This window comes from Streptomyces sp. NBC_00075 (genome assembly GCF_045041225.1).
Lineage (GTDB): Bacteria > Actinomycetota > Actinomycetes > Streptomycetales > Streptomycetaceae > Streptomyces > Streptomyces adonidis.
In genome coordinates, this window is sequence record NZ_CP108243.1 from 5866311 (window position 1) to 5879072 (window position 12762).

Annotated in this window: 8 protein-coding genes and 2 tRNA genes; 8 read left to right on the forward strand and 2 right to left on the reverse strand. The window is 70.8% G+C overall.

The window, feature by feature from the left end; genetic code table 11:
- Positions 1–63 precede the first annotated feature (63 nt).
- Both OG787_RS25535 and OG787_RS25540 read right to left on the reverse strand, forming a co-directional pair.
- Positions 64–136: transfer RNA gene (locus OG787_RS25535), tRNA-Glu, on the reverse strand.
- 60 nt (positions 137–196) lie between these two features.
- Complete coding sequence (locus OG787_RS25540; RefSeq protein WP_405536488.1) at positions 197–1801, reverse strand: metallophosphoesterase; 1605 nt, start codon at positions 1799–1801, stop codon at positions 197–199.
- A 127-nt stretch (positions 1802–1928) separates the two neighbouring features.
- Between OG787_RS25540 and OG787_RS25545 the strand changes: the two genes are divergently transcribed.
- From OG787_RS25545 to OG787_RS25580, 8 genes are all read left to right on the forward strand, one after another.
- Positions 1929–2279, forward strand: a complete 351-nt coding sequence (locus OG787_RS25545; protein ID WP_369037246.1) for a metallopeptidase family protein — start codon at positions 1929–1931, stop codon at positions 2277–2279.
- 584 nt (positions 2280–2863) lie between these two features.
- Positions 2864–3424 carry a hypothetical protein gene (locus tag OG787_RS25550; RefSeq protein WP_405536489.1) on the forward strand — a complete coding sequence of 187 codons (561 nt, stop codon included), beginning with the start codon at positions 2864–2866 and terminating at the stop codon, positions 3422–3424.
- 231 nt (positions 3425–3655) lie between these two features.
- Positions 3656–5914 carry a DEAD/DEAH box helicase gene (locus OG787_RS25555; protein ID WP_369037244.1) on the forward strand — a complete coding sequence of 753 codons (2259 nt, stop codon included), beginning with the start codon at positions 3656–3658 and terminating at the stop codon, positions 5912–5914.
- Positions 5915–6125: 211 nt separating this feature from the next.
- Positions 6126–8210, forward strand: a complete 2085-nt coding sequence (locus OG787_RS25560; RefSeq protein ID WP_405536490.1) for a LamG domain-containing protein — start codon at positions 6126–6128, stop codon at positions 8208–8210.
- Between the two features lie 88 nt (positions 8211–8298).
- Positions 8299–9834 carry an amino acid permease gene (locus OG787_RS25565; protein WP_369037242.1) on the forward strand — a complete coding sequence of 512 codons (1536 nt, stop codon included), beginning with the start codon at positions 8299–8301 and terminating at the stop codon, positions 9832–9834.
- A 120-nt stretch (positions 9835–9954) separates the two neighbouring features.
- A tRNA-Lys gene (locus OG787_RS25570) sits at positions 9955–10027 on the forward strand.
- A gap of 403 nt (positions 10028–10430) precedes the next feature.
- Entirely contained in the window at positions 10431–10634 is a 204-nt protein-coding gene (locus OG787_RS25575; protein ID WP_369037241.1) for a cold-shock protein, read from the forward strand.
- Positions 10635–10926: 292 nt separating this feature from the next.
- Positions 10927–12453, forward strand: a complete 1527-nt coding sequence (locus OG787_RS25580) for a DEAD/DEAH box helicase (RefSeq protein ID WP_369037240.1) — start codon at positions 10927–10929, stop codon at positions 12451–12453.
- Positions 12454–12762: the final 309 nt, after the last annotated feature.

A 12762-nucleotide genomic window follows, 5' to 3' on the forward strand; every position in this document is an offset into this window, starting at 1 on the left:
CCCCAGAAGCACGAAATGGCGGCCACCCCACGAACTCGGGATGCCGCCAACCGTACTTACAAGTGCCCCCAACGGGATTCGAACCCGTGCTACCGCCTTGAAAGGGCGGCGTCCTAGGCCGCTAGACGATGAGGGCGGGGCCGCGAGAAGCATAGGTGATGGCGGGGAGGTTCGCCAAAACGGTTTACGTGCTCGTTCACGGGCTCGGGGTGGCGGACGGCGAGGGCGAAGGTGTGGGTGAGGGAACCGGTGTCGCGCCCGGCTGGTTCTCCTTCGGGAGATGGCGGCTCACCTCCGCCGTCGTCAGTCCGAGGCCGCCCAGTTTGATCTCGTCCCAGGCCTGGAGGCGACGCGTGTCGCGGTCGAAGTAGAGGACGGACGTCTCGATCTGGTCCGGGTTCCGCTTCTCCAGCGCGCGCAGCCCGCTGCCGCCCGTCGAGCCCTCGATGCGCAGCCTCGTGCCCTTCTCCATGACCTCCATCTCCGCGTGGTGGAGGTGTCCGGCCAGGACGAGCGGGACCACGCCGTCGGTCCGCCGGGCCGCGTCCGGCTCGTGGACCATCGCGATGTCGACCGGTGTGCCCAGGGTCCGCTGGTCGCGGATGGCCGAGGCCAGTTGGTCGCCCGCCACCACCTGGTCCTGGCCGCCGTCCTCCTCGCCCGCCGAGCGGTCCGGGGTGAACGCAGGGTCGCCGATGCCCGCGAAACGCAGCCCTCCGACGGTGACCGAGCGGCCCTCGTCCAGGACCCGCACGTTCTTCATGCGCTCCAGATAGCGCTGGGTGAGCTGTGAGTCGTGGTTGCCGCGGACCCAGACGTAGGGGGCCCCGAGATCCTTGATCGGGTCCAGGAAGGCGTTCTCGGCCGCCGTGCCGTGGTCCATGGTGTCGCCGGTGTCGACGATGACGTTGATCTTGTACTGCTCCACCAGCGACGCGATGATCTTCCAGCTCGCCGGGTTGAGATGGATGTCGGACACGTGCAGGACCCGGATCGTGGCGGGGTCCGGCTGGTAGGTCGGGAGCGTGGAGGTGACGTCGTACAGCTTCGTCATGTTCGTCACCAGACGCGCCAGCTCCTTCTGGTAGATGTCGAATTCGGTGACGATGCTGCGCGCGTTGCCGACCAGGGAGGGGGCGGAGGAGAGGAGCCCGGAGAACTTCGGTTCGAGGACCGATTTGGGGTTCCAGGTCGCGTACGCCGTCGCTCCCGACGCCATCAGGAGGGTGAGGGCGAGGCCGCCGGCCGCGAGGGCCCGGCGGGGGCGGCGGTAGACGACGAGGCCGAGGGCGGTGGCTCCGGAGACGACGGCCACGCAGGAGCGTACGGCCAGGTCGAGGGTGCCGTGGCCGACGTCCTGGGCCACCTCTTCCTGGAGGCCGGACAGGCGTTCGGGGTGGTCGACGAGGGCCTGGGCGCGGACCGGGTCCAGCTGGTCGACGTTGACGTCGAGGCGGACGGGCGCGGTGTGGCTGCTCAGTTCGAGGGCGCCCAGCGGGGAGACGTTGATCTTCGTGCCGCCGGTGAGGGAGGGACGAAGGGTCATCGTCGTGTTCATCGGGCCGACCGGCGCGCGTACGTTGCCGACGATCAGCAGCCCCAGCCAGGTACCCAGAAGGACCACCGCGACCAGGCCCAGCACGCGGGTCCAGGGGTGCGGCTGATGGACCAGCTCGGCGGCCGGATGCGCGCGGCGGGCGCGGTATCGGCCGGTGAGAGCGGTCAGCGGGCGGGTGAGGGAGCGGGGGTCGGTGAGGCGGGTGCTTCGGGGGTGCGGGGTGTTGGCTCGTACGCGTGCCATTGGTCCCGTATGCCCAAGGCGCGGCACGGCTAAGCGGGGCAGTGCCCCTCGTGCTGCCGAGGCGGTGACTCTCGTACGGCCCGGTCCGTAGCCCCCGTACGGCCGGCTCGTACCGGACAATGGGCGTGTGCTGGAGATGACGCGCGAGGAGTTCGAGGAACTGGTCGCCCAGGCGCTGGACCGCATTCCGCCTGAGCTGACGCGGCTGATGGACAACGTCGCGGTGTTCGTCGAGGACGAGCCACCGGCGGACGATCCCGAGCTGCTCGGGCTCTACGAGGGGACGCCGTTGACCGATCGCGGGGAGTGGTACGCGGGGGTGCTGCCCGACCGGATCACGATCTACCGGGGGCCGACCCTGCGCATGTGCGAGACCCGGGACGACGTGGTCGCGGAGACCGAGGTGACCGTCGTGCACGAGATCGCCCACCACTTCGGGATCGACGACGAGCGGCTGCATGCCCTGGGGTACGGCTGAGGGGAGGGGCTGAGGGGGCCGAGGCCCGGGAGGTCGGTGGGCGGGGCGCCCCGCCGCTCGGCCGGCACCGCCCGCCGCATTCGCTCGGGGGACGTCAGCTGTGGCCGGTCCGGGCCCGCACGGGCCGCCTGCTCATCGCGGCCGGGCGGTGTCTGGTACCCGTACCCGGGCGTCAGGTTCGCCCGGTGGCAGGGGTGGGGGGTTCGCCTGTCAGGGGCACGGTCGGTGGGGCGGGGCGTTGGATGTGGCCCGTTCCGGGTGGTGTTGACGGGCTGCGCATCGCGGAACGGGCGGTGTCTGATACCTGTACCCGGGCGTCAGGTTCGCCTGGTGGCAGGGGTGGGGGGTTCGCCTGTCGGGGGCACGGTCGGTGGGCCGGGGGGCGTTGGATGCGGCCCGGTCCTGGTGGTGTTGCCCGGCTGCGCCATCGCGGCCGGGCGGGGTGTCGGCCGATGCCGGGATGCCGTGTTCGCCCGGCGGCTGCGGCCGGGGCGTGCAGAGGCTCTTGTGGGGCGCGTGTCTTCTTGTGGGCGACGGGAGTTGAGCACGTTGACTCCTCGACTCTCCACCGGAGGTGGCTGCCCGTGCGCCCCTTGCATGTACCTGTCCGACTGGCCGCCACCGTCGTGGCCGTCGCAGCCGCAGCCGGCTGTATGAGCGTGGGTGACGACGACGGCGGCCGGGTCAAGCCTTCCCACTCCGCGGGGCAGAAGGGCGGCGAGGCGCCCGACGGGGGTACGGCGGTGACCGGTGGTGGTGGTTCCGGGTGGGCCGGCGGGTCCGGCGGCGGCAGGCACGGGCACGGGAAGGGCAAGGGGGACGCGAAGGGGGCCAGTGGGGCGCCCGTCTCTCCCGGTGCCTCGCCCTCCGCCGGGCACAGCGTGCCCGCGTCGGCGCCCGCCAAGCCGGGTGGTGGTGGCAGTGCCGGGCCAGTGGTTCCTGGGGCTCCTACGCCGACCAAGGCGCAGCCGACGCCGACGAAGACCGCCGAGCCGGAACCTGAGCCGCCTGTGGAATCGCCCACACCGCCGCCGCCCTCGCCGGAGCCGACGGTCGCCGAACCGTCGTCCTCGGTGCAGCCGCAGCAGGCCCAGCCGCAGCTCCTGACACGGGAGCCGGCGCCGGAGGCCGGGACCCCCGCCTAGGCGGGTCGGACCGGTGCTGACCTGCGAGGACGGTACCCAGTTTGCCTAAGGGGGTGGTGGGTGCGTATGGTGGTAGATCGTTTGATCCCATTGCCTGGCGCCTTGAATAGACGCGCCGCGTGTGGCGCGTACTCTCCCTTGCCGTGGCTGACCGCATTGAGGCGGTCGAATTGCGAAAACACGGAGTTGACGGGCGCGTGCCGACGAGACTCCGGAAGGTTTCGCATTCGCATGTCCATTTCCAGTACTGATCACATCGTCGTGCCCGAGAACGACGAGGTCATCGACCTCGACGCCGTCGAGACGACCGACTCCGCCGCCGACGTCACCGACGTCGAGGCCGGCGAGCCGCAGGTCACCTTCAGTGACCTCGGTCTCCCCGAGAACGTCGTGCGCAAGCTCGCGCAGAACGGTGTGACCAGCCCCTTCCCGATCCAGGCGGCGACCATCCCGGACGCCCTGGCCGGCAAGGACATCCTCGGTCGGGGCCGTACCGGCTCCGGCAAGACCCTCTCGTTCGGTCTGCCCGTGCTGGCGCGTCTCACCGGCGGCCAGACCGAGAAGAAGAAGCCCCGCGCGATCATCCTCACGCCGACGCGTGAACTCGCGATGCAGGTCGCGGACGCGCTCCAGCCCTACGGCGACGTCGTCGGCCTCAAGATGAAGGTCGTCTGCGGCGGTACGTCGATGGGCAACCAGATCTACGCCCTGGAGCGCGGCGTCGACATCCTCGTCGCCACGCCCGGTCGCCTCCGCGACATCATCAACCGCGGCGCCTGCTCCCTCGCGAACGTCGAGGTCGCCGTCCTCGACGAGGCCGACCAGATGTCCGACCTGGGCTTCCTGCCCGAGGTCACCGAGCTGCTCGACCAGATCCCCGGCGGCGGCCAGCGCATGCTGTTCTCGGCCACGATGGAGAACGAGATCTCCACGCTGGTCAAGCGCTACCTGACCAACCCGGTCACGCACGAGGTCGACAGCGCCCAGGGCAACGTCACGACGATGTCCCACCACATCCTCATCGTGAAGCCCAAGGACAAGGCGCCGGTCACGGCCGCGATCGCCTCCCGCAAGGGCCGCACGATCATCTTCGTCCGTACGCAGCTCGGCGCCGACCGTGTCGCCGAGCAGCTCATCGAGTCGGGCGTCAAGGCCGACGCCCTGCACGGCGGTATGACCCAGGGCGCCCGCACCCGGACCCTGGCCGACTTCAAGGACGGTTACGTCAACGTCCTCGTCGCCACCGACGTCGCCGCGCGCGGTATCCACGTCGACGGCATCGACCTGGTCCTGAACGTGGACCCGGCCGGCGACCACAAGGACTACCTGCACCGCGCGGGCCGCACGGCGCGTGCCGGCCGCACGGGCACGGTCGTCTCCCTGTCCCTGCCGCACCAGCGGCGCCAGATCTTCCGGCTGATGGAGGACGCGGGCGTCGACGCCGGGCGTCACATCATCCAGGGCGGCGCGGCCTTCGAGCCGGACGTGGCCGAGATCACCGGTGCCCGTTCGATGACCGAGGTCCAGGCGGAGTCCGCGGGCAACGCCGCCCAGCAGGCCGAGCGTGAGGTCTCGCAGCTCACCAAGGAGCTGGAGCGTGCCACGCGCCGCGCCGCCGAACTCCGCGAGGAGGCCGACCGCCTGACGGCGCGTGCGGCCCGCGAGCGGGGCGAGGACCCGGAGGCGGCCGTTGCCGCGGTCGCGGCTGTGGCCGAGGCCGCCGCTGTCGAGGCCGCCGCCGCTGCGGAGGCTCCGGTGCGCGAGGAGCCGCGTCAGCAGCGTGACGAGCGGGGCAACTACGAGCGCCGCGACCGGTCGTCGGGCTCGGGTGGCTTCAACCGTGACCGTGACGGCGACCGTGGCGGCCGTTCCTTCGAGCGTCGCGACGAGCGCCCCTCGGGTGGCTTCCGCCGGGACGACCGTCGTGACGGTGGCGGCGACCGTGGTGGCTTCCGCCGCGACGACCGCCCGTCGGGTGGCTTCAACCGTGACCGTGACGGCGACCGTGGCGGCCGTTCGTTCGACCGCCGTGACGAGCGTCCCGCGGGCGGTGGCTTCCGCCGCGACAACGACCGCCCCACCGGCGGTGACCGTGGCGGGTTCCGTCGCGACGAGCGCCCCTCGGGTGGCTTCCGCCGCGACGACCGTCGTGACGGCGGTGGCGACCGTGGTGGCCGCTCCTTCGAGCGCCGTGACGAGCGTCCCGCCGGTGGCGGTTTCCGCCGCGACAACGACCGTCCGGCCAGTGGTGACCGTGGTGGCTTCCGCCGCGACGACCGCCCGGCCACCGGTCACCGTGGCAGCGACCGCCCCTTCAACCGCGACCGTCAGGGCGACCGCCCCACGGGCGGCGGCTTCCGCTCCGGCGGCCACGACCGCCCGTACGGCCGCCGCGACGACCACCGTGGCACGGGTTCGGGCTCCGGCTCGGGCACCGGTTCCTCCTTCGGCCGCCGCGACGAGAAGCCGCGCTGGAAGCGCAACGGCTGATCATCACCGGGTGATCGCTGACTGATCACCGACTGATCGCCGACTGACTGTTGAAGGGCCCGTACGACTTCGGTCGTACGGGCCCTTCGGCGTTGCCGCGCCCCTCCCTGCGGGCCGATAAATCCCAACTCGCTTGTCAGCGGCGGCTGTTACGATCCGGCGCGGAATCGGACGATCTGGCGTGGAGCCGGATCATGGGGGAGGGAATCCGTTGAATCCGTTATCTCGTCATGCCTTCGCTCGCTGCGGCATCGCCGTGGCGCTCGCGTCGTCGGCCGTCGTCGCCACGCCATGGGTGGCCTCCGCCGCCGAGAACAGACCGCCGTCCCAGCCCGCGCTGTCCGAACTGACCACCGGGGGCAAGGCGTGCGTGGACGGTGCGGACCGGCCGTACGTCGGTACGCGGCCGACCCTTGAGGCGGTTCTCCGCGACCCTGACGGGGGCCGCGTGAGCGCCGAGTTCGAGGTGTCCTGGACGGACGCCTCCGGTGCGGGGCAGGTGCGCAGTACGGTCCAGACGACCGCCAAGTCCAGTGGTTCGACGTTCAGTTGGACCGTGCCGACCGACGTGCCCGCGTTCACCGACGTGAGTTGGCGGGTGCGGGCGAACGACGGCACGCTGTGGGGGCCGTGGAGTTCCGACGGCGGCAGTGGGGCCTGCGAGTTCGTGTACGACACCGAGGCGCCCGCGAAGCCCTCGGTCTCGTCGCCCGAGTACCCGGACGACAACGAGGGCTGGCACGACGGGGTGGGCGTGTACGGCACCTTCACCGTCGACTCCACGTCGGACGACACGGTGTCGTACGTCTACGACTTCCTCGGCGGGTCGCAGCAGAGAGCCGTACCGGACGAGCCCGGCGGGCCCGTGGAACTGCGCTGGCTGCCGCAGTCGGCAGGTCGGCACGTGTTGTCCGTCCAGGCTGTCGACCGAGCGGGCAACGCGAGCACGCCCGCCACCTACTCGTTCCGGGTGGGTGAGGGCCGTACGCCCGTCGCCGCCTGGACGCTCGCCGACGCGGCTGGGTCCAGCGAGGCCTCGGCGGAAGCGGGTGGCAGGCCTGCCGTGTCGGGCGGCGGGGTCGTGTTCGGGGCGGCGGGTCCCGCGCGGACCTCGGTGACGGGGGCCGTCGGCCTCGACGGGTCGGACTCCGCGTATCTGACGAGCGGCGCGCCCGCCGTCGACACCGGCGAGGCCTTCTCCGTGAGCGCCTGGGTGCGGCCGGACTCCGTCGACGCGGACATGACGGCCGTAAGCCAAGGCAGCGGCGAGACGGCCGGGTTCGGGCTCGGGACCGAGGACGGCGCCTGGTCGTTCAGGGTCGGCGGCTCGGTCGTACGGGGCGGGCTGCCGGAGGCGGGTGACTGGGCGCATCTCACCGGGGTGTACGACCCGGTGGCCGGCACGGCCCGGCTGTATGTGAACGGGCGGGAGGCGGGTACGACGGAGGACGTCTCCGCCTCCTCGGCGCCCGGGGACCTCCAGATCGGCCGCACGCCGACCGGTGGGGCGGGGAACTGGCGCGGGGAGCTGGCCGGCGTCCGGGTGTGGGACCGCATCGTCGTCGGCGCCGAGGCGGCCGACGCGGCGAAGCGGGCCACCGTGAGCGAGGGGTACTGGGCCCTCGACGAGGCGGCCGACGGCAGCAGCCCGGAGCGGGACGGCGGGCAGCCGCTGACGCTCGGCGGGGACGCGACGATCTACCGCGACGACGAGCCCTGCGACTGGCTGGACCCGGACTGCCTGCCGAGCCAGTCCCCGATCTTCGGCGCCGGACACCTCCTGCTGGACGGCGACGGGGACTTCGCCGCGACCGACGGCCAGGGCATCGCCGCCGGGGAGAGCTTCTCGGTCGCCGCGCACGTACGGATCGACGCGGCGGCGCAGGACCGGCCGATGACGGTGCTGTCGGTGCGGGGCGCGGACAACTCCCTTGCCGAGGTGCGCTATTCGGGGGCCTCGCAGCAGTGGGAGGTGGCTCTGACGGACGCGAGCGGGGAGCCGCTCACGCTCACCGCGCAGGGTGCGTGGGCATCCCCGGACGACGTCCACCACCTCGCGCTCGTGTACGACGACGAGGCCGACGAGATCCTGCTCTACGCCGACGGGCAGCTGTCGGCGAGGACGTCGTACCGGCCCGGCTGGACGGCGACGGGTGATCTACAGATCGGCCGGTCGCAGGGCACGGAGGGCTGGGGCGGCTACCTGCGGGGAGCGGTCGACGAGGTGCACGCCTATGCGGGCGCACTCACCGCGACGCAGGTGACTCGACTGGCTATCGGCGCGACGGACGTCTGACAGCTGGGCGGAGACAGAGACGTGTTTCCGGCCAACTGAATCCCGATGTGGCGCATGTCATACCCCCGGCAAGGGAATTGCTGGGGGCATGACAGATGACGCCACAACGACTGGGCTGTCGGACGAGGAACGGCTTGCCCAGCTCGGTTACACCCAGGTCCTCGCCCGCCGTATGTCGGCGTTCTCCAACTACGCGGTCTCCTTCACGATCATCTCGGTCCTGTCGGGCTGCCTGACCCTCTACCTCTTCGGCATGAACACGGGCGGCCCGGCCGTGATCACGTGGGGCTGGGTCGCCGTAGGCCTCATGACCCTCTTCGTGGGTCTGGCGATGGCCGAGATCTGTTCGGCCTATCCGACCTCCGCGGGCCTCTACTTCTGGGCCCACCGGCTCGCCCCGCCCCGCACGGCTGCCGCCTGGGCCTGGTTCACGGGGTGGTTCAACGTCCTCGGCCAGGTCGCCGTGACCGCCGGGATCGACTTCGGGGCGGCTTCCTTCCTGGGCGCCTACCTGAACCTCCAGTTCGACTTCGAGGTCACTCCGGGCAGCACGATCCTGCTCTTCGCCGGCATCCTCGTCCTGCACGGCCTCCTGAACACCTTCGGCGTCCGCATCGTGGGTCTGCTGAACAGCGTCAGCGTGTGGTGGCACGTGGTGGGTGTGATCGTCATCGTCGGCGCGCTGACCTTCGTACCGGACGAACACCAGTCCGCATCCTTCGTCTTCACCGAGTTCGTGAACAACACGGGCTGGGGGAGCGGTGTGTACGTCGTCGCGCTTGGGCTGCTGATGGCCCAATACACCTTCACTGGCTACGACGCCTCCGCACACATGACCGAGGAGACCCACGACGCCTCCACGGCCGGCCCGAAGGGCATCGTCCGCTCGATCTGGACGTCGTGGATAGCGGGTTTCGTGCTGCTCCTGGGCTTCACCTTCGCCATCCAGTCGTACGACGACACGCTCGCGTCCCCGACCGGCGTGCCGCCCGCCCAGATCCTCCTCGACGCGCTCGGCGCGACCGCGGGCAAGCTGTTCCTGCTGGTGGTGATCGGGGCACAGCTGTTCTGCGGCATGGCGTCGGTCACGGCGAACTCCCGCATGATCTACGCCTTCTCCCGCGACGGCGCCCTGCCCTACTCGCACATATGGCACACGGTCAGCCCCCGCACCCGTACCCCCGTCGCGGCGGTCTGGCTGGCGGCTTTCGGCGCACTGGTCCTCGGGCTTCCCTACCTGATCAACGTGACGGCGTATGCGGCCGTGACGTCGATCGCCGTGATCGGTCTCTACATCGCCTACGTCATCCCGACGCTGCTGCGGCTGCGCAAGGGCGAGGCGTTCGAGCGGGGGCCGTGGCATCTGGGCCGTTGGTCGCGCGTGATCGGCGTGGTGTCGGTGGCGTGGGTGGCCGTGATCACGGTGCTGTTCATGCTGCCCCAGGTCGCACCGGTGACCTGGGAGACCTTCAACTACGCCCCGATCGCCGTCCTGGTGGTACTGGGCTTCGCGGCGGCGTGGTGGGTGGCCTCGGCGCGCTACTGGTTCCTGAATCCGGAACACGAACGGACCAGGGCGCGGGAGGCGGCCCGCAAGGGGGCGGTCGAACCGGTCGATCTGTAGCGAGGGCACCCATTTCTCCGCATGGGCCGCCACCCTGTGGTGGACCGACCCGGCCGTGTCTCCGATACCCGATCGGAGTCCTGGCCGGGTCCGGCTATGCTCGGGGGTGCAACATCGCTGGGACCCTTAGCTCAATTGGCAGAGCAGTGGACTTTTAATCCATTGGTTGTGGGTTCGAGTCCCACAGGGTCTACCGTGCGACCCCAGGCCGGGAGGTAACCGGCCTGGGGTCTACGTGTGTTCGGAGGGCTGGCCCTCCGGGTGTTCACGGGGGCACGGGGCAGTGCGCATGTCGTGCAGTGGTCCAGGAGCGCCCAGGTGACTCCCTCCGTCGGGCGGACCCCGATATCTGTGGTCGCGAGCTGAGATGTTGGTGCAACGCGCGAGCAGGTTATTTGCCGCAATGAATAGTGGGAAATTTCTTGGCGGACCCGGGCCGTTGCGGTGTGCTACTGTCGATAAAAGTTGCAGTTGCAGTTGTGGTTCCCGAAATTTAGACTTCCGGATTTCTTCTCCGGGCGGGGCAATCATCGCGGCGACACGGAGTCCGCACGGTGCGGATCCCGTTATGCACTGCCCCCCGAAGGAGATATGACATGCCCGCAGGCACCGTGAAGTGGTTCAACGCGGAAAAGGGTTTCGGCTTCATCGAGCAGGACGGTGGCGGCCCGGACGTGTTCGCCCACTACTCGAACATCGCCGCCCAGGGCTTCCGTGAGCTGCTCGAAGGCCAGAAGGTGACCTTCGACATCGCGCAGGGCCAGAAGGGCCCGACGGCTGAGAACATCGTTCTCGCCTGACGCTGACGCGTACTGTGCAGCTGGGGCCCGCATCCCTCGGGGTGCGGGCCCCAGCTGCATGCATTTCTCGCAGTGGGTTCACCTGCGAGACGGCGGCTTCGAGGAGTCCGTGGGCGGAGAATATGCCCTGGATATCGTATCCGCCTCTGGTGACTGTTTTACCGGCTGCGTCGCGCTGATCGACTGCCGGCCAGATTCGCTTTCGCATTCCATCGGCCCATTCTTGCAATTGTCCGCGCCGCTCGTTGCTGCGGAAATTCCTAGATGTGAGCCGCATCGAGGAAGGTTCCGCATGAACCGCACACGTACGAACGACCGCTCCGCCCGCACCCGCAACGGCAGTGCCGCTGCCGGACGAAGGGGCGGCGGCCGAGTCGGCTCGCCGGCCGCGAGCCGGTCCGGGAGGCCGAGCCGTTCCGGCGGTCACGGCGGTTCCGGCCGCCGATCCGCCGCGGTCCAGGGGGAGTTCGCCCTCCCCGAGACGATCACCCCGGCTCTTCCCGCCGTGGAGGGCTTCGCCGATCTCGACATGCCCAAGGCACTGCTGGCCGCGCTCGGCTCGCAGGGCGTGACCGTCCCCTTCCCGATCCAGGCCGCGACCCTGCCGAACTCCCTGGCCGGCCGGGACGTACTGGGCCGCGGGCGCACCGGCTCCGGCAAGACGCTCGCCTTCGGGCTGGCGCTGCTGGCCCGTACGGTCGGGCGGCGCGCCGAGGCCAGGCAGCCGCTGGGGCTGGTCCTCGTACCGACGCGTGAGCTGGCGCAGCAGGTCACCGACGCGCTCACCCCGTACGCCCGTGCCGTGCGGCTACGGCTGGCCACGGTGGTGGGCGGGATGCCGATCGGCAGGCAGGCCAGCGCGTTGCGCGGCGGTGCCGAGATCGTCGTCGCCACGCCCGGACGCCTCAAGGACCTCATCGACCGCGGCGACTGCCGGCTGGACCAGGTCTCCATCACCGTCCTCGACGAGGCCGACCAGATGGCCGACATGGGTTTCATGCCGCAGGTCACCGCCCTGCTCGACCAGGTCCGCCCCGAGGGCCAGCGCATGCTGTTCTCCGCCACCCTCGACCGGAACGTCGACCTGCTCGTGCGCCGCTACCTCACGGACCCCGTCGTGCACTCCGTCGACCCCTCGGCCGGCGCGGTCACGACGATGGAGCACCACGTGCTGCACGTCCACGGCGCCGACAAGCACTCGGCCACCGTCGAGATCGCCGCCCGTGACGGCCGCGTGATCATGTTCCTCGACACCAAGCACGCCGTCGACCGCCTCACCGAGCAGCTCCTGAACAGCGGGGTACGGGCCGCCGCGCTGCACGGCGGGAAGTCGCAGCCGCAGCGCACCCGCACGCTGGCGCAGTTCAAGACCGGGCACGTCAACGTGCTGGTGGCGACCAACGTCGCGGCGCGCGGCATCCACGTCGACAATCTCGACCTCGTCGTCAACGTCGACCCGCCGACCGACCACAAGGACTACCTCCACCGCGGCGGCAGGACCGCCCGTGCCGGTGAGTCCGGCAGCGTCGTCACCCTGGTCACCCCGAACCAGCGCCGCGACATGACTCGCCTCATGGCAGCGGCCGGCATCGTCCCGCAGACCGCCCAGATCCGTGTCGGCGACGAGGCACTGCACCGCATCACCGGCGCCCAGGCCCCCTCGGGCATCCCGGTCGTCATCACCACGCCGGTGGCCGAACGCCCCAAGAGGCGCGGCGACGCCTCGAAGCGCAACGCCGCCTCACGCGGCCGACGCCGCCCCGCCCCGGCGGCCCGCCGCGCGTCCGCACGGCAGTCCACCGTCGGCGCGGCGGCGTAGCACCGAGGCACAGCACGACGATGCGGAACCCTCGTGATCAGTCGGCCCGGTCACCCGGGCCCGGCTTGCCGCCGTCCGGGACAGCCGCAGCCGCACGGACCGGATCCGTCCGAGTGACATCACCGACGGCGGCGGGCTCTTCGCCTCACCGCGGACCACGGGGGCCGCAGCCGAGGACGCGCTGTCCTACGGGCGGCTCGGGCGCCTGCCCGTGGTCGGTGAGCACGGCAGCGCCCCGGGCGTCCTCGCCCTCCCCCCGTCTCCCCCGTCTCCCCCGTCTCCCTCTGTCCCCTTCTCTCTGTGAGGCAT